We start from the raw sequence: 21215 nt of genomic DNA, 5'->3' as shown, positions 1-21215 counted from the left end.
CTGCGTGAACGGCCTACGTGCGTGGCACAGGCATGGCATAGGCACGGTATAGCCGTTATACAAACGCAACTCACGAAGCTGGCGCAAGGCCTCTCTACCCATGTTTGTTCCCGCGTGAGCGCGTTTGCCTTCCCGCTGCCGCTGCCGCCGGGCGCGCGCTTCTCTGACGACAATCAGTACGACCACCAGCAATGTCAATTCGATGAACGCGAAGCTGAACAGGATCATGGAACATGAGGGGGCCTCCGCCACAATGTCTGCCTATCTTACGCCCGGTGGGCCGATACTGTATGGCAACCGGAGGGCGTCTGCGCGCTGCGGCTTGGCACCGTTGAAGCACGAGCGTCGAAGCCCTGCCGAAGCAGCCGCCACGCCGTCTTCCCGTTCGGCGCCTTTGGCCGCTGCTTCCGTGCTCATTCTCGCGTCTCGCTCACAGGCACCTTCTGCGAATTTGTCACCGAACGGCGCGCAGTGCGCCTGGTGCGCGAGCAGCGTAGCGAACATCCGTCGATGTGGGCGGCGGTCGAATCGATTGCGCCGATGATTGGCTGCACACCGCAGACACTGCACGAGTGGGTCAAGCGCGACCAGGTCGACCACGGTGAGCGCGATGGCGTGACCACAGACGAGCGCGAACGCCTCAAGCCCTTGGACCGCGAAGTTAAGGAGTTGCGTCGTGCCAACGAGATTCTCAAGGTCGCGAGCGCGTTTTTCGCCCAGGCGGAGCTCGACCGCCGTTTCAAGTCCTGAAGGCCTTCATCGATCAGCATCGCGACACCTTCGGGGTCGAGCCGATCTGCAAGGTCTTGCGGATTGCCCCGTCGAGCTACCCGCGCCATGCCGCGCAGCTTCGTGTTCCGTCGCGGCGCTCTGTTCGCGCAATCCGCGATGAACGGCTGCGGCCGGAGATCCAGCGTGTGTGACAGGCCAACATGCAGGTCTACGGCGCGGATAAAGTCTGGAAGCAGATGAACCGGGAGCATATCGCGGTGGCGCGCTCACCTACGTTTCGACGTGGCAGGGCTGGCTGTATGTGGCCTTCGTGATCGATGTGTTCGCTCGCCGTATCGTCGGCCGGCGAGTCAGCAGTTCGATGACTACGGACTTCGTTCTGGATGCACTTGAACAGGCGCTTTACGCGCGGCGCCCGGGCGACGACGGAACCTTGATATACCATTCTGACAGAGGGTCCCAATACGTCAGCATTCGCTACAGCGAAAGGTTGGCCGAAGCGGGCATCGAACCGTCGGTCGGCAGCCGGGGCGGCAGCTATGACAACGCCCTGGCTGAAACGATCAACGGCTTATACAAGGATGAACTGATTCATCGCCGCACCTGGAAAACGGGGAATCCGTTGAAATGGCAACGCTGGAGTGGGTGGCCTGGTTCAATCATGATCGGTTGATGGAACCGCTTGGCTATATCCCGCCCGCCGAAGCTGAGGCAAACTACTATCAGCAACTTGAAACAGCCGCCGCTGAATCCGCATCGACTTAAACCAACCAGCCTCCACGATTCCTGGGGCGGTTTAGAACGAGTTGGCGAGTGGACGAAACGTACATTCGCGTCAAGGGCGAATGGCGGCATCTTTACCGGGCCGCCGACAAGGACTGCTCCCGTATCGGCAACGTACTCGATCCCGAGGACTATCAGAAATTCTCTGTCTGGCTGAAGAACCCTGCATTGAGAAAGCGCATCGCATGGAGCTATATCGACGGCCGCGACCTCGCGGCGGCCTGCCGTCTCGGCATTGAAAAAGACGGGCTCGGCTACACGGTGATGAATGTCGCCGCCGACGACGTCTCCTCTAACCGCCCCGTTGCAGAACTGCTGAAGACCTACTACCCGAATGTGCCGGTAAAAAAACCGCTCGGTGAATTCGAGACCTTGCTGAGTAACGAGAAGCTCAAGCGTTTGCTTGGATGGCAGCAGGCGTATCGGTGGCGCGAGCAGGTGTCGTCACAGTCGTAAGTCATAAGTCGTAAGAGCCGTGCGCTGAGGCAAGGCCGCACCGCACCGGCATCGCTATGCGGCGCCGATGCGAAACACAGCGACTTGCCGGCTCAACTGCCGGGACTGCTCGTCGAGTAACTGGGCGCATGCGCTCGCCTGCTCGACGAGCGCCGCGTTCTGCTGCGTGATCGAATCCATCATGGTCAGTGCGGCGTCGACCTGCTCGATGCCGACGCGCTGCTCCTCGGCCGCGGCAGTCATCTCGCTCATCACTTCGCGAAAGCGTCCGGCTGCATCGAGCACGGCCCGGATCGCGCCTTCCGCATGTGTCACGAGCGTCGAGCCGTCCGCCGCCGCGCCGACGGAATCCGCCACCAGCACGCCAATGTCCTTCGCAGCCGTCGACGCATGCTGCGCGAGAGAACGCACCTCGGCCGCGACCACGGCAAAGCCCCGTCCATGCACGCCGGCCCGCGCCGCTTCGACGGCGGCGTTCAAGGCGAGAATATTGGTCTGGAACGCGATGCCCTTGATGATTCCCGTAATGTCCGCGATCTTCCTCGAACTGGCGTCGATGCGGGCCATGGTCTTGCTCACTTCCTCGACGGCATGATTGCCCTCGTTCGCGGCCGAGGCCGCCTCCTGCGCGACACGATATGCTTCCTGCGCCCGCGTCGAATTGCGGCGCACCGTCTCCGTCAGGCCGCTCATGCTCGCGGCGGTCTGCTCGAGCGACGCCGCCTGCTCTTCCGTACGCGCGGACAGATCCAGCGTGCCGGCAGCAATCTCACCAACGGCCGTACCGATCGATTCGCAACTGTCGCGCACCGCCGTTACCGTTTGCGCGAGCCGCGCCTGCATCTGATGCAGCCCGTCGAGCAGTTGTCCCATTTCATCGGCGCGGTGACGGGCAACCGTACGGCTCAGATCTCCGGCCGCAATGGCGTCGAAATGTGCAAGCGCGTCGCGAAGCGGTGCAACGATCGCACGGCGCAGCGCCAGCCAGCTGAACGCCGCCGCGGCGATGCCGAACGCAAGCATTGCCGTCGATCCCGCAAAGAAAAGCTTGAAGTAGTGTTCCGCGTCGTCGTAGCTGCGTTTCGCATTGGCATAAAGCGAGCGTTTGAGCGTGTCGTTCGCGCCGCTCATGTCGTTGAACAGCGTACTCAACTGCGATACGCCGATCCGCTGCGCAGTAGACCGGTCACCTGACTCCAGCGCGTCGAGGAACGCTCGCATCGCGACACGCATTGCGTCGCGACGCTGCCCCGCGGCGTCGATAAGCGACGCTTCGCCCGCATCGTGTGGCGCGTTCACGAAACTGCGCCACTGTTCGTCCGACTGCTTGAGGAAGTCGCCGGCATGGCGAATCTGCTCCCCCCCGCGCGCAGTGTCGGTCGTCGCCATTGCACCGCCGAGCACGAGGCGGGTACGCGCAATCAGCAGTTCGGCGTTACCAATGTGAACCGCAGCCGTCAGCTTGTTCTCATAGGTATCGCGCGTCGCCTGGTTCGCACGCCATGCGCCCGCCAGTCCTAGCACGCCGATGGCGATCATCAGCGCGGCGAGCAAGGCCATCGTCAACGCAATGCGCTGCTGCAACGAAATCGCCTTGCGCACGCCGGCTGGTGCGGTCGCACGATCTATCGCGCCGAACGCATCGGCGTTGCTAACCGGGCCTGATTCGGAGACCGGTGCGGCTATGTCGGCGGTGGAGGCGGTGGAGGCGGTGGAGGCGGTGGAGGCGGTGGAAAGGGACAGCATGATGCGAACCTCTGCTTTTGAAATCGGATAAATGCCGTGGACGCTATGACGCGTCGACTCGCGCATGGCACACGCCATTGCGAACATTGCATGTGCCTGCATGTGCCCTGCCGCGCGTTGAGTTACGCCATCGACTGGCTTGCTGCGCGGCGCCGGTTCCAGCCCAGCCAGACCGACAACAGCGCAATAAAGATAAAAACGCCCGACACGTTCATGAAAAGATTGGCAATCGGCAAATGCATCGCCCGAAGGACGCCTCCGAGCACGGAACCGATTACCGAGCCAAGCTTGCCGATGCCGATAGCCGAGCCAACTCCGGCCGAGCGCAACATCGTCGGATACACCATGCCGGCCACCGCATAGAGCGCAAACTGACTGCCGATCACGCAAACCCCGCTCATGAACGACGCGCCGTAGAGCCAAAGAGCGGGCATCGGCATGCCGAGCGAGATGCAAACCGGAAGGCCGACCAAGGCGAGCAACAGAATCACCGCTATGCCGAAACGGTCCACGCATCGGCACAGCGCGAGCGCACCGACCGTCCCGCCAACCGGAAACATCATCGCGGCTTTCGCCGCCTGCGCCGCCGGCAGCGCGCTCATGCTGAACAGAATGGGCAGCCAGTTCTGCAGGAAATGCAGTGCGAGCGAATTCAGGACAAAGAGCGCCCACAGCAAAGGCGTCACACGGACAAGACCGTTGCCGAACAACGCGAGCGGTGTCGCGCGGATGCGCTTTTCGTCCTGAGCGATGTAGCGCGCAGCCTGGCTTTCCGCGTCGTTGAAAACCCTGTCCGAACCGAGACGGCGAGCGATGCGGGCGACTTCGCGCGGCGCCCGCCCGCTGAGGATCAGGAAACGGACAGACTCGGGCAGCACGGCGAAAGACACGAGGGCTACCGCAATGGCCGCGACGCCGCCCACTTCGAAGAGAACCGGCCAGCCGAAGCGCGGCAGCATCCACGAAGCGATCGCGCCACCGCCGCCGGCGCCGATCGAAAAGCCCGAGAACATTAGCGTGATCCATGTCGCGCGGCGTGCCTTCGGAGCATATTCCGACACCAGCGCGACCGTATTGGGCACGACCCCGCCCATGCCGATTCCCGCAACAAAACGCAGCACGGTCAATTGATCCAGCGACGCCACCCGGCTGCACGCAAGCGTCAGGATGCCGAACCACAACACGCCATAAATGATTGTGAGGCGCCTTCCAATGCGATCGCCGAGAAAGCCCAGCACCAACGAACCGACAAGCACGCCGACGAGGCCGTAGCCGAACACATGACCGAACTCGGTGGCCTTGACGTGCCATGCGCGGACGAGCGTGGGCGCCGCATAGGCAGCGGCGACCTGATCGTAGCCATCGATGAGCACGATCACGAAGCACCATGCAATCAGCCCCAGTGAAAAACCGCGCAACTGCTGCCGCTCGATGAGCGCGGTGATATCGATAGCCGGGGAAACAGCGCAAGCGCTCTCGGGAAGCACAGTCATCGCGTGTATCTGCCAGCAGCGCGGCGCATGGCGCGCGGCGACGCGCATCCAGAAGCACGTTCGAAGTACGGGCTCATAGGGTTTCCCTGGCTGCCGCCGGTTCGCCTGCTTGCGGCGCCGGCCGGATGATTGTGTGAACGCTTCTGTTTGGTCCGGATCAGGAGTCGCCCAGCGCGGAACGCATCTCCTTGATGCGGGCGTCGTCCTGTTTATGCTGTTCGCCGAATCGCGCCTTGTACAACACCGCCAGCACGGTCGAGAAGATCGCGGCGACGAGAAAGAGCCCGGACGCCGCGTAAAACATCTGCGAGATCGGCAGATGCATGGACAGCAGAATTCCGCCGATGACAGGCCCCGATACCGAGCCGATTTTGCCGACGGAGATTGCACTGCCCACGCCCGCCGAGCGGAACGAGGTCGGGTAAATCATCCCCGCCACCGCGTACAGCCCGTACTGGGCGCCGACGACGCAGAAACCCGTCGCGAACACGGCGAACATGAGCCACGCCTCGGACATGCCATGCCCGAGGAAGGCGACCACGGGGCAGCCGATCGCCGGCAACGAGATGATCGCAAGCACGCCGTGACGGTCGACAAAACGGCACAGAATCAGTCCGCCGAGCACGCCGCCCACCGAGAACATCGTTGTGATGAGACCGGCGCTCTGCGGATTGATGCCGACACCTTCCATCAGAATGGGCAGCCAGTTCTGCAAGAAGTACAGCGCCATTGAATTGACGATGAATACGATCCACAGCAACGGCGTGATTGCGCGCAGGCCGTCGGAGAAAATCAGCTTGAGCACAAAGCGCTTCTTCTCCTGCACTTCGCCGGGCACGAACTGCGCGTCGGCGGGAAGCGCCAGTTCGGGGCGCAGACGCGCAACGAGCTTGCGCACCGTTTCGACACTGCGCTGACGCACCACCAGCAGCTTCGCGGATTCCGGCAGCGTCAGGATCAGCAGGCACGCGACCGCGAGCGAGCCGATACCGCCCACGACGAACATCACAGGCCAGCCATAGCGATGAATGAGCGCCGATGAAACGAGCCCCCCCGGACCCCGCGCCGATGGAAAAGCCCGAAAACATCAGCGTCACCCATGTGGCGCGCAACCGTTTCGGCGCGTATTCGGCGACGAGCGCAACCGAATTCGGCACTACGCCGCCCATGCCGAGACCGGCGATAAAACGCAGCAGCATGAGTTCGTGCAGCGAAGTCGCCCACACCGACAGAAGCGTCAGCAGACCGAAAAACAGACTGCCCGACACGATCGCACGCTTGCGGCCGAAGCGGTCGCCGAAATAGCCGAAGATGAACGAGCCGAGCAACGTGCCGAACAGACCCGCGCCGAAGACTGGTCCAAAGCCGCCGCGCGCCACGTGCCACTCCTTGATGATGGCGGGCGCAGCGAACGACACGGCCGTCTGATCGTAACCGTCCATCAGCATGATGAGAAAGCACCAGAACAGCAAGCCGACCGCGAAACGTCCTGGCTTCTGCTCTTCGATGAGTGTCGATATGTTGAATGTGCGCTCTGCTTGCATGTGCGTCCCAATATGCCGATCAGGCGGTGGCGCGCAATTGCCGCGCACTCCGCTTCGTTCTGTTTCCCGTTGGCGCCTGCGCCGGGAGCCTCAATATACGGCCCGGCAGCGGGCGACAGAATCAAAAAATCCCGATGATGAAATCGAAATTAGTGAACAAAGCCCGCCGCGTTGTCGGCACACGGCATCCGCGTCGCGTCAAAACATCTGGTTGATACCGATACGTCCAACCGTTTGCGCACTCGAACTCGACGGCTGATAGCCGAACTGCTCTGCCTTCGCATTCGTGCCCGAGGCCCGTTGCAGGCCGACGCCTGCGTAGATCTGCGTGCTCTTGGACAGATAGTGCGTGAGAAACAGGTTGTACTGGTTGTACGTCAGCCCCTCGAACATGGAGCGGTTGTACGAAATCCCCATCACATAGAAGCGCTTGCCGCCGCTCAGGTCGATGTTGACGCCCACCTGATAGTTGCGCTCCGTCACCGAGCCCTGCGGATCTTCGAGCTTCACGTCCGTAAAGGTGGCGTGCGGAATGAAGTCGCCCACGACCACCGAGCCGCCGACCGCTATCGTGCTGTAACGGTCGGCGTTGAACAGGGTGCCCTGCCTGAGCCGCTGACCGAGTACCGAGGTCACGCCGAAGATACCGAACAGGTCGGCCGTGCGGTTGTGCGACATGGTATACGCCGCGCCCAGTTTGACTCTGCCGTTCTGGTAGCGGGCACCCACGCTGTACTGACGCCCTTCGCTGAAATTCGGCTGGTTGCCGAAACTGTTCATCGCACCGGCCTGGAAGCCGCGGTAGTCGATCGATTCGTACTTCACCGAGTTGTCGAGCGCGCGCGTGTTCGCGAGGCCGTCCAGATTGCCCACGGTGTAATACGACGAGATACCCGGCACCGAATTGTTCAACGCGCCCACGTACTCGTACACGTAGTCGGGGATATGGCCGAGACTCAGCGAGCCGAAGCGGTTGTTCGTGATGCCCACGTACGCGTCCCGGTTGAAGAAACTGGTCGGATTGATCTGTGCGCCCGTGTTGGTGAGAAAGCCCGACTCCAGCCGCGCAAAAACCGTGTTGCCGCCGCCAATGTCTTCCTTGATGAGAAAGCCGAAACGGTCCGGCGTGCGCTTGCCGGCCGACTCCTGATACAGATGCGCGCCGCGCGAGTTCGTCACGAAATCGACACCCACATCGACGCTCCCGTAGAGCGTCACCGATGACTGCGCGAACGCGGGGCACCCCAGCACCAATGCGCACGCACCTGAGAACAGACTCGTCGTTTTCAACCCATGTCTCCAATGTCTTTTTCGTCGCCGGCCGCATGTCTGCTGACCGATCCCCATGTGGGTGGCAGGCGCCGGTCTGCTGCGCGGTTCGCTGCCGTCTTTCCAGATGTTGCCGGGAGTGTAGCGAATGGATTTAGCCTTTTGAATCGTGAATTATTTATCAACTCATCGAACAAAACGAACAAAGCTTTTAATGGTTGGTGAAAATACCAGGTAAGCACGATTAATTGGCGCCCGCGCTTCTATTAGCCAGGACCGGGTGCTACCATCCGCCGCGTCGGGATTATGAACCTGCGTTTGGAGACTCGTATGGATATGAGAGGCATGCTGCCGCGGCGCATGGTGGTCGGAATCAGCGGCGCGTCGGGCGTGATATACGGCGTGCGGCTACTGCAACTGCTGCGCAAGCTCGAAATCGAAACCCACCTGGTGATGAGCCGCTCGGCGCAGGTGACGCTCGCTCACGAATCGGACTTCAGCGTCGCCGACATCCGCGCGATGGCGAGCGTCTGCCATTCCAACACCGATATCGGCGCGTCGATCTCGAGCGGATCGTTCCCGGTAATGGGCATGATCGTCGCGCCCTGTTCGATCAAGACCCTGTCGGAAATCGCCACGGGCATGACGAGCGGCCTGCTTTCGCGCGCCGCGGACGTCACGTTGAAGGAGCGCCGCCGCCTCGTGCTGATGGTGCGCGAGACACCGCTGCACCTCGGCCATCTGCGCAGCATGACGGCGGTAACGGAGTCCGGCGCCATCGTCTATCCGCCCGTGCCCGCGTTCTACGCGAACCCCGAGTCGCTGACCGACATGGTCGATCACACGCTCGGCCGCGTGCTCGACCTGTTCGGGCTGGACGCCGCCACGGTGCAGCGCTGGGGCATGTAGGCGCGCCGCCCGCTCTCCCGTTCAGGGCAACCGGCCCTTGTCACAGCGCCTGTTCCGATTATCAAATTTCAGTGATGACCCATTCGGATTAATTTGCTTCTTTCGCGCGATCCGCTGAATTAAAGTGATTCCCGATTTCACCGCGTTTACTACTTATAAATATTATCGATCAATTCATAAGCAGGATCGATAAAAGCGCTCATTACGAAAGAGGTCGAATCGTCGAATGAAGATAGTTATTGCAGGCGCCGGTATCGGCGGATTGACGGCCGCAGCCGCATTATTGAAGAAAGGTTTCGATGTCACGGTGTTCGAGCAGGCGCAGGCGCTCAAGGAGATCGGCGCCGGTGTGCAACTGAGCCCGAACGCCACCCGCGTGCTGTTTCAGCTCGGCGTGGGCGATGCGCTGGAGGGCCTTGCGTGCGAACCGCTCGGCAAGCACGTGCGTCTATGGAACACCGGCCAGACATGGCGCCTGTTCGACCTCGGCGCGCAATCGCGGCAGACCTACGGCTATCCCTACTTCACACTGCATCGCGCCGACCTGCATCAGAAACTCGCCGATGTGGTGCGCTCGATGAAACCCGACGCCATCCGCCTGAACCATAAGGTGGAGAGCTTCTCGCAAGAGAACGGCAAGGTGCTGGTGCAGGCCGTCAATGGCGAAACCTGCGAAGGCGATCTGCTGATCGGTGCGGACGGCGTGCATTCGCGCGTGCGGCACGCGCTCTTCGGGCCTGACGAGCCCGTGTTTTCCGGCGTGATGGCATGGCGCGGCGTGATCGACGCGAGCAAGCTGCCGGAACACCTGCGTTCGCCTTACGGCGCGAACTGGGTCGGCCCCGGCGCGCACGTCATTCACTATCCGCTGCGCGGCAACGGTCTCGTCAACTTCGTCGGCGCCATCGAGAAGTCGGGCTGGCAGGTCGAATCATGGTCCGAACGCGGCACGCTCGACGAATGCCTCGCCGACTTCGAAGGCTGGCACGAAGATGTGCGCACGCTGATTTCCGCGATCGACATTCCGTATAAATGGGCATTGATGGTGCGCGAGCCGATGACCCGCTGGAGCCAGGGGCACGCGACGCTGCTAGGCGATGCCTGCCATCCGACGTTGCCGTTTCTCGCGCAAGGCGCCGGCATGGCGATCGAAGACGGCTATCTGCTCGCGCGCTGCCTCGAACGCTATACGCACGACGTGCCGCAGGCGCTGCAACGCTATGAGGCGCTGCGGCTCGAACGCACCGCGAAAGTCGTGCGCGGTTCGGCGGCCAACGCGACGCGCTTTCACAATCCGCAGCTTGCCCATGCGGAAGGCGCGGCCGCCTATGTGGACCGCGAGTGGAGCGAGGAGCGCGTGAAGGAGCGCTACAACTGGCTGTTCGAATACAACGTCGACGCGATCGAAGTCTGACCCGCACCGGGTTTGCGCGCGACGCTGCCCCGTACGATCCAGCAATATCAGGAGACACTGTGTCCATCCATCTCAATCCTCCAGCGCCTGTGCTCGGCCTGCATCATTTTGCGTGGCGCTGCCGCGACGCCGAGGAAACGCGTCGCTTCTACGAAGACATTCTCGGTCTGCCGCTCGTGCACGTCATCAGGCTGGACCGCGTGCCGAGCACCGGCGAATATTGTCCCTACGTGCATCTGTTCTTCGAAATGGCGGACGGCTCGAACATCGCCTTTTTCGATCTCGGCGACGGAACGGCCGCGCTTGCCTCGCCGAACACGCCCGCGTGGGTCAATCACATCGCGCTGCGCCTCGAAACGCTCGAACAGCTCGAAACGATGAAAGCACGGCTGACCGGCAACGGCATCGAGGTGCTCGGCGTCACCAATCATCACTTCGTCCGCTCCATCTATTTTTTCGACCCGAACGGCTTGCGTGTCGAACTGACGGTGCCTGTCGCGCCCGCCGATGAACTCGCGGGTTATAGAATGCGGGCTCGGCCGGTGCTCGACGCCTGGACCGCTGAAAAGAACAAGGCAGTATCGGAGACACGTCCCGCATGAGCGCACTCAATGCCACGCACGATCCGGCGCGGCGCAGCTGGATCGAATCGGCGAACGCCGGCAACGCGGATTTCCCCATTCAGAACCTGCCGTTCGGCGCATTCGTGCGCGGCGGCGAATTGCGCACCGGCGTGGCAATCGGCGATCGCATCGTCGATTTGCGCGCGCTGCACGACATGGCGCTACTGGAAGGCGACGCGGCGCTTGCCTGCGCGTCGATTCGCGGCGATACGCTGAACGCGCTAATGGCGCTCGACGCCCGCCAGGTGAGCGCATTGCGCGGCGCACTGTCGGCGCTCCTCGCGCACGACACGCCCGCACGCTCGCGGCTCGAATCGTCGATCGACGCCGTGCTGCCGCACATGAACGATGTGCAACTGACACTGCCTTGCACGATCGGCGACTACACCGATTTTCTGACGTCGCTTCATCACACCGAACGCCACGGCCGCTATAAGGGCCTCGCCGATCCGCTTCCGGCCGCGTTCAAATCGCTGCCGATCGCGTACCACGGCCGGGCTTCGTCGCTGCGCGTGAGTGGCGGCGAAGTGCGGCGCCCGTACGGCCAGTATCGCGACGCGGAAGGCCGCGTGTGTTTCGGGCCCGCGCCGATGCTCGACTTCGAACTGGAGCTGGCTGCCGTGATTGGCCGCGGCAACCAGCTGACACAAGCCATTCCGATCGACGACGCCCGCGCGCACATCTTCGGCTACTGTCTGCTCAACGACTGGTCGGCGAAAAGCATCCAATGGTTCGAGCAGGTACTTGGGCCGTTCCTTGGAAAGAGCTTTCATTCGAGCATTTCGCCCTGGATCGTCACCGACGAAGCGCTCGCACCGTTTCGCAAGGCGGCGCCCGCACGCGCCGCCAACGATCCGGCGATCCTGCCGCATCTTCACGGTGCGCAGGACCAGCAAAGCGGCGGTCTGGACCTGCAGTTGTTCGCACAACTGTCCACGGCTGCGATGCGGCGCGACCACATCGAGCCCGTGCGAATCACGCAAACGCATCTGGACAATCTCTACTGGACGTTTGCGCAGATGGTCGCGCATCACACGAGCAACGGCTGCAACCTGCGCACGGGCGACCTGCTCGGCAGCGGCACGATTTCCGGTGCGAGCGATGAATCGCGCGCCTGTCTGACCGAACTGACCGACGCGGGCAAGAAGCCGCTGGCGCTGCCCAGCGGCGAATCGCGCATCGCGCTGGAAGACGGCGACGAGATCGTGCTGCGTGCGCGTGCGAGCGCGCCGGGCGCGGTGTCGATCGGCTTCGGCGAGTGCCGCGCACGCATCGCGCCGGCGCTGCCGTATCCGCAGGCGCCGAATGCTCTGCCGCACGGAGAACACTGAACCATGATGACGCTCAACGGCTTCGCGCAGTTCGGCGGCGGTCCGCATAAAGTCATCGCGCTGAACGGCTGGTTCGGCAGTTCGGCCGACTGGAACGCGCTCACGCCCGCACTCGATCCTGAGCGCTTCAGCTACGCGTTCTTCGACTATCGCGGCTACGGCCTTTCGCGCGACAAAGACGGCGAATTCACCTTCGACGAAGTGGCAAGCGACGTACTTGCGCTCGCGGACCATCTCGACTGGCAGCGCTTCAGCCTGATCGGCCACTCGATGGGCGGCATGGCGATGCAGCGGGTAATGCTGGCGGCGCCCAGCCGCATCGTGAAGATGGCGGGGGTGTCGGCCGTTCCCGCGTGCGGCTCGCGCATGGACGACACCCGTCTCGCGATGTTTGCCGCCGCAATCGGCGACGTGGCGAAGCGCGCGGGCATCATCCATTTTTCGACGGGCAGCCGGCTCGCCGCACGATGGAGCGCGCACCTCGCTCAGCAATCGGAGCGCGAATCGCGCCGCGAGGCTTTCGCGGCCTATCTTCCGCATTGGGCCACCGGCGGCTTTGCCGCACAAGTGGAAGGCAATCCGACGCCGGTCAAACTCTTCGTGGGCGAACACGATCCGGCGATCACGGCGGAGCTGACGGCGCGCACGTGGCTGACCTGGTATCCGAATGCCACCGTGGAAACATTGACCAATGCAGGGCATTACGCAATGAACGAAGTGCCGGTGGCGCTGGCTACCGCACTCGAAAACTGGCTCTCGGAGCCTTAACGGACCGCGTTCAGCAGTCAGGCACGCGCGCCAACACAACGCGCGCGATGCAGGAGACACCATGTACGAGACCACCTATCTGCGCGCCGCATCGCTTGACGAAGCCGTCGGCTGGCTGCGCGAGCATGAAGAAGCGCGGCCGCTGTCTGGCGGCATGACGCTGATTCCCACCCTCAAGCAGCGCCTCGCCGCGCCCTCGCATCTGATCGATCTCACGCGGATCGACGCGCTCCGTGGCATTGAAGTGCGCGGCAGCGTTCTACGCATTGGCGCGCTGACCAGACACGCCGAGGTTGCGGCGTCGAGCGTCGTGCGCGGCGCGATTCCGGCGCTTTCAAGCCTGGCTGGCGTTATCGCCGATCCGCAGGTGCGCAACCGCGGCACGATGGGCGGCTCGGTCGCCAACAACGATCCTGCCGCCGACTACCCCGCCGCGGTGCTGGGTCTGAACGCGCACGTCGTCACGTCGTCGCAACGGCGCATTCCCGCCGACGAATTCTTCGTGGATACATTCGAGACCGCGCTGCACGCGGACGAACTCGTGACCGCGATCGAATTTGCGATTCCGGTGCGCGCGGCCTACGCCAAGTACCGGCATCCCGCGTCCGGGTACGCGGTGGCCGGTGTGTTCATCGCCCAGTACGACGATGCAATCCGCGTCGCCGTGACGGGCGCGGGCGCGTCGGTGTTCCGCTGGTTCGATGCGGAAAATGCGTTGCAGCAGGACCTTTCGCACGCGGCGCTCGCGTCGACAGCCATCGACCGCGATACGCTCCCCGACGACGACAACGCGTCCGCGCCGTATCGCGCTCATCTGATCGAAACCTATACCCGCCGCGCGCTGCAGGCGCTGATTGCGTCGTAGGCGCGCGCTCATCGAGGAGACAAGAATGGAATTTACTGGATCGCAGACCATCGCGGCATCGCGCGAACAGGTCTGGCAAGGACTCAACGACGCAGCCGTGCTGCAGGAATGCATTCCTGGTTGCGAGTCGTTCGAGGCGGAAAGCGAAGACCGCTACAAGGCGGTGGTGGTGGCGTCGGTCGGCCCTGTCAAGGCGCGCTTCAAGGGCACGCTCGAACTGTCGGATCGCGATGCGCCGAGCGGCTACCGGATCGTAGGCCAGGGCGAAGGCGGTATCGCGGGCTTCGGCAAGATGACCGCGACCGTGACGCTCGCCGATGCCGAAGACGGCACGCTGCTGACCTACGTGGCCGACGCGCAGGTCGGCGGCAAGCTTGCGCAGATCGGCTCGCGGCTTGTCACTTCCGTGGCGAACAAGCTCGCCGCCGAATTCTTCAAACGCTTCAACGCGACGCTGAGCGCAGCGAGCCAGGCCGCGCAATGAGCGCAAGAACCGGAAACACAGGTGAATCATGGTTGATGTCCAATTGCAGGTGAACGGCGCGGATGTCGCGCGCGACGTGCCCGACAACACGCTGCTGGTCGAGTTCCTGCGCGAGCAGTTGCGCCTCACGGGCACCCACGTCGGTTGCGATACGAGCCAGTGCGGCGCGTGCACCGTGCTTCTCGACGGTGAGGCCGTCAAGTCGTGCACCGTGCTGGCAGCGCAGGCGAGCGGCGGCCAGGTTGTCACCGTCGAGGGTCTCAACGCAAGGTGCGGCGGCAAGCTGCACCCGGTGCAGGCTGCTTTCGTTCAATGCCACGGTCTGCAATGCGGCTTTTGCACGCCGGGCATGATCATGGCGAGCGCTTTCTATCTGCGCGAAGAGCCGGCGCTCGATCAGGCGAACATCGCTCATGCGCTGGAGGGCAACATCTGCCGCTGCACGGGTTATGTGAACATCATCGAGGCGGTTCGCCACGCGGCTCGCGAGATGTATCCGGATGCACCGTTCGCCAAGACGGGGGCTCGCACGTCATGATCGGCAAACCGATACCTCGCGTCGAAGACCAGCGCTTCGTCACCGGCAACGGCCAGTACACAGACGATGTTCACGTCGACGCACAGCTGCATGCGGCGTTTCTGCGCTCCCCCCATGCGCACGCCGTGCTGCGTTCGATCGACATCGCCGCTGCCCGCGAAGCGCCGGGCGTGATCGCGGTACTGGTGGGCCAGGATTATCTCGACGACGGCTTCCGGGGCGTCGACCATGTGCCGAATCCCGTCGATGCCATCGACGCGACGAAGAAGGCTTTCCTCACCTCGCTGACCGGCTTCATTTTCGATCAGCCCCATCTCCCGTTGCCGGTCGACCGGGTGCGCCATGTGGGCGAAGCGATCGCCATGGTGATCGCGCAGACGCCGCTGCAGGCGCGCAACGCGACCGAACTGATCGACGTGGACTACGACGTGCTCGACGCCGTGATCAACGGCAACGACGCGATGCGGGACGGTGCGCCGCAACTCTGGGATGGCGCGCCGGGCAATCTGTGCTTCCAGACCCAGATCGGCGATCGTGACGCCGCGCGCGAGATCATCGCCAAAGCGGATCATGTCGTGCGCCGCGAGTTTCATCACAGCCGGCTCGTCAATTGCCAGATGGAGCCGCGCAGCGCAATCGGCGCTTACGACGCGGCAACCGGCGTCTACACGCTGATCTCCGGCAGTCAGGGCGCGGTGCGCCAGCAGCTTTGCCTCGCCGCGGCGCTGAAAGTGCCGCCGGCGAACGTGCGCGTGGTGTGCCCAGATACCGGCGGCGGCTTCGGGCCGCGCTCGTTTATCTATGTCGAACAGCTTGCCGTCGTATGGGCCGCGCGCCGCATTGGACGCCCGGTCAAATGGACGAGCGATCGCAGCGAAGCGTTTCTATCGGACTACCAGGGGCGCGACGCGATCATCCGCTCGACGATCGGTTTTTCCAAAGACGGCCGCATTCTCGCCATCGACAACGAGTGGATCGGCAACGTCGGCGCCCACACGGTCTCGTATGTGCCGATGTCGAACGGCACGCGCATCATGACGACCGTCTACGACGTGCCGGTGGCCGCCGTGCATGTAAGCGCGGTACTGACCAACACCGTGCCCACGGCGCCTTATCGCGGCGCGGGCCGGCCCGAAGCGACGCATGTGATCGAACGTATGCTAGATCTTGCGGCCGTTGGCTTAGGTATCGATCGCGCGGAAATTCGCCGTCGCAATCTTGTGCCGCGAGACAGCCTTCCGTATCGCAGCCCGATGGGTCTCACGTACGACAGCGGCGATTTTGCGCGCAACATGGCGCGCGCGCTGACGCTCGCGCAATGGGACAGTTTCGGGGAGCGCCGGGAGCAGTCGCGCGCGCAGGGCCGGCTGCGCGGCATCGGCCTTGCGAACTACATCGAATCGCCGGTGGGTGCGCCGCGTGAGCGCATCGAATTGACGGTGCGCGCCGACGGCGGCATCGATATCGTGTCGGGCACCCAGTCGACAGGCCAGGGACACGAAACCACTTTCGCGCAGGTGGTTGCGCATCATCTCGGCGTGCCGCTGGAAGCCGTCAAGCTGCGCACGGGCGATACCGCGTTCGTGAGCGTCGGCGGCGGCAGTCACTCGGACCGCACGATGCGGCTGGGCGGCATGCTGCTCGTGGATACCGCGCAACAGATCATTGCGGCCGGCAAGCGCGTCGCCGCGGCCTTGCTCGATGTGGACGCGGCCAGCGTCGAATTCGCCGACGCGCAATTCACGGCGCCCGCCAGCGGCCGGCGAGTGAGCCTTGCCGAGATCGCGCAGCATGTGGCGAAAGACGGCCTGCCAGGCGACCCGTCGGCGAAAAAGCTGCACGCCCACGCGGAAGTCAGCGCGCGCGTGCCCGCCCATCCGACCGGCGCGGCCGTCTGCGAGCTCGAAGTGGACCCCGATACCGGCGCGGTCGAGCTGGTGAACTACACGTCGGTGGACGACGTGGGGCAGCCGATCAATCCGCTGATCGTCGAAGGCCAGGTGCATGGCGGCCTCGCGCAGGGAATCGGCCAGGCGCTCTCGGAAGGCTTTTACATGGATCGCCAAACAGGCCAGGTGTTGACCGGCTCCTACATGGACTACGGCGTGCCGCGCGCCGGCGTGATTCCGCCGCTCAACGTGGAACTGACGGAAGATCCGACGCAGGGCAATCCGCTGCGCGTGAAAGGCGGTGGAGAAAGCGGCATCACGCCGGCTACGGCCACCATCTTCAACGCGCTGGCCGACGCGCTGCGCGACTACGGCAGCGACGAACTGGCGATGCCGGCCACGCCCAAGGTGATCTGGGAATACATACACCGCGCGCAAGGAGGCGCTCATGTCAACTGAATCCGTGGCTATCCGCCGTGAGGGCGCGTTGCTCGACGTGGTGCTCGACCGTCCTGAGAACGGCAACCTGATCGACCAGGCGATGAGCGATGCGATCATCGCCGCCATTACCACGATCGACGACGACACGAAGCTCGTGCGCATTGTCACGAGCGGCAAGGACTTCTGCAAAGGACGCCAGTCGCCCATGCCGCCGGCAGGCGCCAAGCCGTCGGCGGAAACGCTGCGGCGCGTCGTCGCGGCGCCGCCGCTCGCGCTCTACGATGCGCTGAAGGCGGTGCGTGTGCCGGTGCTGTCCGTCGTGCGCGGCGAGGCGATCGGCGTGGGCTGCGCGCTCGCGGGCGTTTGCGATGTCGCGCTTGCCGCCGACGACGCCGTGTTTCAGATCCCCGAGATGGAGCGCGACATTCCGCCGACGCTCGTCATGTCGGCGCTGATCGGACGCGTTCCAGTCAAGACAGTTGCGCATATGGTGCTGAGCCGCGCGCGGCTCTCCGCGCAGGAAGCGCTGGCGGCGGGGCTCGTGAGCCGCGTCGTTGCGTCTGCCTCGCTCGACGCCGAAGCCGGGGCACTGACCGAAACGCTGCTCGGCTGCAGTGCCGTCACGCTGCGCGCGGTCAAGCAGTTCCTGCATCTCGCTCCGGAGATGCCCGCCGCGGCTTCGAGCGGCTTTGCCGCCCATCTTGCAGCCACCGCGCTGTCAGCCCGCTTCTGAGGGCCGCGCGCCGCCCCTCGCACAAGGACACGACATTGAGACCGAAGACCACCATCGCTTCCACCGCGCAAGGCGCGGAACTGCCCGACCTGGAGCGTTTCCGGCTGCGCCGCTTTCTCGACTCGCTCGACGAAACCGAACTCGAGAGGCGCAGTGAGCCCGTCGATCTGGCCGATATCGCCGCCATCATGGAAGGCAATCCGCGCGCCGTATGGTTCGCGCAACCGGCGGGCGGCAGCGTGTCGCTCGCGGGCAGCGTGGCGGCGAGCCGCTCGCGCCTTGCCAAGGCGTTCGGCACGGCACCCGACCAGTTGCTCGAAGTCGTGCGCGACCGTTTGCGCACGAAGGGCAAGCTCGTGGAAGTGAGCCGCGAACAGGCGCCCGTTCAACAAGTGGTGCTGACCGGCGACGCTTGCGATTTCACGGCGCTGCCCGTTCACCTGCAACACGATCTGGACGGCGCGCCGTATATCTCGGCGTCGATCGACTTCGCGGTCGACCCCGACACTGGCTGGACTAACGTCGGCATTCGCCGGCTGATGCTGCGCGGGCGCCGCACCGCCGGAGTCGATCTCGTGGCGCCGTCCGATCTGCGCGCGATCTCGATCGCGCATTCGAAGCGCGGCGAGCGGCTGCCGATCGCTTTCGCCGTCGGCACGCACCCCATCGATCACGTGGGCGCAACGATGCGCATTCCCGCCGACGAACTCGAACTCGTTGCCGCGTTGCGCGGCGCGCCGATGGGCGTCGTCAAATGCATCACCAGCGATCTGCTGGTACCTGCCGACGCGGAGTTCATTCTCGAAGGCTATCTCGACGAACGCGGCCACGCGGAGCCCGAAGGACCGTATGGCGAATTCCTCGGCTATTACGGCGGCATCAAGACCAATCCGGTGTTTCATCTGACTGCGATCACGCATCGGAAAGACGCTGTGTTCCAGACCTGCACGATTGGCGGCCGCACGATGGCGTGCACCGATACCGCGCAACTGGCCGCGCTGCGCACCGAAGTCACCGTATGGCGCGCGCTGGAAACGGCCGTGCGCGAGATCAGGGCGGTGTACGCGAGTCCCGCGACGGGCGGCATGTTCAACGTGCGGATCGCGATGCAACAGCGTGTGCCGGGCGAAGCGCGCAACGCCATCGCGGCCGTGTTCGCGTCGCTTGCCAACGTCAAGCATGTCTTCGTGGTCGACCCCGACATCGATATCTTCTCGGACGAGCAGATGGACTGGGCGCTCGCCACGCGCTTCCAGGCAGACCGCGATATGGTGATGCATAGCGGCATGCGCGCGATGCCGCTGGACCCGTCGCTCGCCGGCGCAACGGTCACCGCCAAACTCGGCTTCGACCTGACGCTGCCGCTGCTGCGCCCCGGCGAACAGCGCGATCTCGAACATCGCGTTCCCACGCCGCCCGCTCTGACGGGCGCGCGTTTCGATTCGCTGCAGGCCGCACTCGAGCACGGTCCGAAGCGTTTCACCGAACTCATGTCCGCGACAGGAACGCGCGATGGCCGCGAGGTCGTGCGCTGGCTCGAAGACACGGCGGTAACGCGCGCCATCGTCCGCGACGAGGAAGGGCGATACGCGTTTGCATGACAGGCGCGGCGCAACGACGCCGTCGCATTGTCATGTACATGTAAGGGGCGATCGGGTGTTGTCCCGGTCGCGGACACGCGTGCGCGGCGATAGAATCCCGGCAGCCCTCTCGTGCCTTCCCAAAGGACCGCCGCATGAATCTGTCCCTGAAACAACTGAAGGTCTTTCTCGGCGTGGCGAACGCGTCGAGCTTCACCAAGACCGCGCAGAGCTTGCATCTGAGTCAGGCGGCGCTGAGCGCGATCATCCGCGAGCTCGAGACCCAGCTCGATTGCCGGCTGTTCGAACGCACCACACGCACGGTTGCGCTCACGGAGGCCGGTCACCTGTTCTATCCAACGGCGATGAAAATCGTCGACACGCTTGAAAAATCCGTTGTCGAACTCAACGAGCTCGGCCGGCAGAAGCAGGCATCGCTGCTGCTCGGCTGCACGCCGATGATCGCCGCGAGTCTGATGCCGCAAGTGCTTGCGCGTTTCGCCGAGACGAGTCCGCAAGCACAGATCGAACTCGTCGACCGTCCTCCCGGCGAGCTTCTAAAGATGGTCGAGGACGGCGATCTCGATGCGGCGTACGGCATCTTCTTCTCGCAGCTGTCGGGGATAGACCGCGTGCCTATCTTTCCGACGCGGCTCGTCGTGGTCTCGTCGCCCATGGAAGGCGCGCATGGCATCGGCAAGGTACCGCGCGACGGAGTGCAATGGCGCGCGCTCGAAGGGTTGCCGCTCATCACCCTGCCAAAGGACAACCCGTTGCAGCGGCTGATAGAAGCGTCTTTGTCGAAAGAAGAAGTGACGGCGGGCCGGCGTACGGTTGTCGGTCATTTGCAGACCGCGGTCGCGATGGCTCACGAAGGGCTGGGTGTTGCGATCATGCCGTCGTTCTGCGAACACATCTGCCGACACTATAAGGTGCGCATCGACGTGATCCGGCCAGAAGTGGAATTTTCGTTCTACCGTATCACGCGCAGCGGACGCGACACGCTGCCCGCGCTGGATCAATTCACGCGGATGTTTGCAGCGGCGGCTCAACTCAGCCCATTCGTGCCTGGGTGAATGGCCGCCTGCCACTCCAGTGCCCCGACGATGCGTCGAGGCCGCGGGTTAGCCATTCTTATCGCGATGCCATCACAGCCAGCACAGATGGACATCGACAACTACAGCGTGAGCTCCGAATCGCGAAGGCACTTCCTGCTCAAGCCAGTATCGAAGCGCCGCAGGGCCAGTCGGACTATCTCGATGACGTTTTCCTGGACGTTGCGTTCGGCAGATGGGCCTGTGCGGCGGTGCGCCCACGCAATGCAGTGCGGCCCGCTCACGACGCCGCAGTGTGCCGATCTGTCAAAGCCTTGTAAGCGGCGGGTGCAAAGACGGAATCGACGGCAGCGAGCAATGGCGCTGAGAACGCGAAGATTACAAGCTTGTAATGCGCTGGTCAGCATTGAGTCGGTGCTCATCGCGGATAATCCTTTCAAGCCTTCATAAAATAGCAACGAAGCGGAACCGCGCCGCGACTCATCGTTAAAGTGGCCGCCAGGCACACACATGTAAATGATCGGTAAAGCACTGGAGGTGAGCGCCGCGATCCATCAATTTC

15 protein-coding genes, 3 pseudogenes and 1 other annotated feature are annotated in these 21215 nt (G+C 63.6%); of the genes and pseudogenes, 14 read left to right on the top strand and 4 right to left on the bottom strand.

The genetic code is table 11. The annotated features are described in order from the left end of the window. The first annotated feature begins 471 nt into the window (after positions 1-471). Positions 472-1497: pseudogene (locus BCA01S_RS36715) on the top strand (IS3 family transposase). Next, positions 705-821 (top strand) — a sequence feature (AL1L pseudoknot). (Overlaps the previous pseudogene by 117 nt.) A 39-nt stretch (positions 1498-1536) precedes the next feature. Beyond that, positions 1537-1971, top strand: a pseudogene (locus BCA01S_RS35705) (NAD-dependent epimerase/dehydratase family protein); the annotation flags it as partial. Positions 1972-2025: 54 nt separating this feature from the next. Here BCA01S_RS35705 and BCA01S_RS30815 read toward each other — a convergent pair. The 4 genes and pseudogenes from BCA01S_RS30815 to BCA01S_RS30800 form a co-directional block, all read right to left on the bottom strand. After that, positions 2026-3783, bottom strand: coding sequence for a methyl-accepting chemotaxis protein (locus tag BCA01S_RS30815; protein WP_244146056.1), 1758 nt, complete (start codon positions 3781-3783; stop codon positions 2026-2028). A 56-nt stretch (positions 3784-3839) separates the two neighbouring features. After that, positions 3840-5210, bottom strand: a complete 1371-nt coding sequence (locus BCA01S_RS30810) for an MFS transporter (RefSeq protein WP_042320031.1) — start codon at positions 5208-5210, stop codon at positions 3840-3842. Positions 5211-5367: 157 nt separating this feature from the next. Beyond that, a pseudogene (locus BCA01S_RS35700) lies at positions 5368-6754 on the bottom strand (MFS transporter). Positions 6755-6952: 198 nt separating this feature from the next. Next, a complete protein-coding gene (locus BCA01S_RS30800; protein WP_027780193.1) occupies positions 6953-8044 on the bottom strand; it encodes a porin in 1092 nt (363 codons plus the stop codon). Positions 8045-8353: 309 nt separating this feature from the next. Between BCA01S_RS30800 and BCA01S_RS30795 the strand changes: the two genes are divergently transcribed. From BCA01S_RS30795 to BCA01S_RS30740, 12 genes are all read left to right on the top strand, one after another. After that, complete coding sequence (locus tag BCA01S_RS30795) at positions 8354-8932, top strand: UbiX family flavin prenyltransferase (RefSeq protein WP_027780192.1); 579 nt, start codon at positions 8354-8356, stop codon at positions 8930-8932. 226 nt (positions 8933-9158) lie between these two features. Beyond that, positions 9159-10346, top strand: a complete 1188-nt coding sequence (locus BCA01S_RS30790; RefSeq protein ID WP_027780191.1) for an FAD-dependent monooxygenase — start codon at positions 9159-9161, stop codon at positions 10344-10346. 59 nt (positions 10347-10405) lie between these two features. Beyond that, complete coding sequence (locus BCA01S_RS30785; protein ID WP_027780190.1) at positions 10406-10948, top strand: VOC family protein; 543 nt, start codon at positions 10406-10408, stop codon at positions 10946-10948. After that, entirely contained in the window at positions 10945-12300 is a 1356-nt protein-coding gene (gene fahA, locus BCA01S_RS30780; protein WP_027780189.1) for a fumarylacetoacetase, read from the top strand. The genes BCA01S_RS30785 and fahA overlap by 4 nt, the downstream gene beginning before the upstream one ends. A 3-nt stretch (positions 12301-12303) precedes the next feature. Next, positions 12304-13068: an alpha/beta fold hydrolase gene (locus tag BCA01S_RS30775; RefSeq protein ID WP_027780188.1), complete on the top strand. Its 765-nt coding sequence runs from the start codon at positions 12304-12306 to the stop codon at positions 13066-13068. Between the two features lie 61 nt (positions 13069-13129). Beyond that, entirely contained in the window at positions 13130-13933 is an 804-nt protein-coding gene (locus BCA01S_RS30770) for an FAD binding domain-containing protein (RefSeq protein ID WP_027780187.1), read from the top strand. A 25-nt stretch (positions 13934-13958) separates the two neighbouring features. Then, complete coding sequence (locus tag BCA01S_RS30765) at positions 13959-14417, top strand: SRPBCC family protein (RefSeq protein ID WP_006049747.1); 459 nt, start codon at positions 13959-13961, stop codon at positions 14415-14417. Positions 14418-14445: 28 nt separating this feature from the next. Then, on the top strand, positions 14446-14955 hold the full coding sequence (locus BCA01S_RS30760) for a (2Fe-2S)-binding protein (protein ID WP_027780186.1): 510 nt from the start codon (positions 14446-14448) through the stop codon (positions 14953-14955). Then, a complete protein-coding gene (locus tag BCA01S_RS30755) occupies positions 14952-17303 on the top strand; it encodes a xanthine dehydrogenase family protein molybdopterin-binding subunit (RefSeq protein ID WP_027780185.1) in 2352 nt (783 codons plus the stop codon). Before BCA01S_RS30760 ends, BCA01S_RS30755 begins: the two co-directional genes overlap by 4 nt. Then, positions 17293-18018, top strand: a complete 726-nt coding sequence (locus BCA01S_RS30750; RefSeq protein ID WP_027780184.1) for an enoyl-CoA hydratase/isomerase family protein — start codon at positions 17293-17295, stop codon at positions 18016-18018. The genes BCA01S_RS30755 and BCA01S_RS30750 overlap by 11 nt, the downstream gene beginning before the upstream one ends. Positions 18019-18053: 35 nt before the next feature. Then, entirely contained in the window at positions 18054-19619 is a 1566-nt protein-coding gene (locus BCA01S_RS30745; protein ID WP_027780183.1) for a UbiD family decarboxylase, read from the top strand. A 134-nt stretch (positions 19620-19753) separates the two neighbouring features. Continuing rightward, the gene (locus tag BCA01S_RS30740; RefSeq protein WP_027780182.1) at positions 19754-20674 is read left to right on the top strand and encodes a LysR family transcriptional regulator; all 921 of its coding nucleotides are present in this window, start codon (positions 19754-19756) and stop codon (positions 20672-20674) included. The last annotated feature ends 541 nt before the right edge of the window (positions 20675-21215 follow it).

Source organism: Paraburkholderia caledonica NBRC 102488 (genome assembly GCF_000685095.1).
Taxonomy (GTDB): Bacteria; Pseudomonadota; Gammaproteobacteria; order Burkholderiales; family Burkholderiaceae; genus Paraburkholderia; species Paraburkholderia caledonica.
The sequence above is the reverse complement of the archived record's forward strand: the minus strand, read 5'-3'. Positions and strand labels throughout refer to the sequence as shown.

Excerpts from the sequence above, each read along its gene's own strand:
- fahA (WP_027780189.1), top strand. The coding sequence starts at position 10,945 with ATGAGCGCACTCAATGCCACGCACGATCCGGCGCGGCGCAGCTGGATC.
- BCA01S_RS30810 (WP_042320031.1), bottom strand. The coding sequence starts at position 5,210 with ATGACTGTGCTTCCCGAGAGCGCTTGCGCTGTTTCCCCGGCTATCGAT.
- BCA01S_RS30770 (WP_027780187.1), top strand. The coding sequence starts at position 13,130 with ATGTACGAGACCACCTATCTGCGCGCCGCATCGCTTGACGAAGCCGTC.
- BCA01S_RS30765 (WP_006049747.1), top strand. The coding sequence starts at position 13,959 with ATGGAATTTACTGGATCGCAGACCATCGCGGCATCGCGCGAACAGGTC.
- BCA01S_RS30740 (WP_027780182.1), top strand. The coding sequence starts at position 19,754 with ATGAATCTGTCCCTGAAACAACTGAAGGTCTTTCTCGGCGTGGCGAAC.
- BCA01S_RS30775 (WP_027780188.1), top strand. The coding sequence starts at position 12,304 with ATGATGACGCTCAACGGCTTCGCGCAGTTCGGCGGCGGTCCGCATAAA.
- BCA01S_RS30795 (WP_027780192.1), top strand. The coding sequence starts at position 8,354 with ATGGATATGAGAGGCATGCTGCCGCGGCGCATGGTGGTCGGAATCAGC.
- BCA01S_RS30750 (WP_027780184.1), top strand. The coding sequence starts at position 17,293 with ATGTCAACTGAATCCGTGGCTATCCGCCGTGAGGGCGCGTTGCTCGAC.
- BCA01S_RS30760 (WP_027780186.1), top strand. The coding sequence starts at position 14,446 with ATGGTTGATGTCCAATTGCAGGTGAACGGCGCGGATGTCGCGCGCGAC.
- BCA01S_RS30815 (WP_244146056.1), bottom strand. The coding sequence starts at position 3,783 with ATGCGCGAGTCGACGCGTCATAGCGTCCACGGCATTTATCCGATTTCA.
- BCA01S_RS30790 (WP_027780191.1), top strand. The coding sequence starts at position 9,159 with ATGAAGATAGTTATTGCAGGCGCCGGTATCGGCGGATTGACGGCCGCA.
- BCA01S_RS30755 (WP_027780185.1), top strand. The coding sequence starts at position 14,952 with ATGATCGGCAAACCGATACCTCGCGTCGAAGACCAGCGCTTCGTCACC.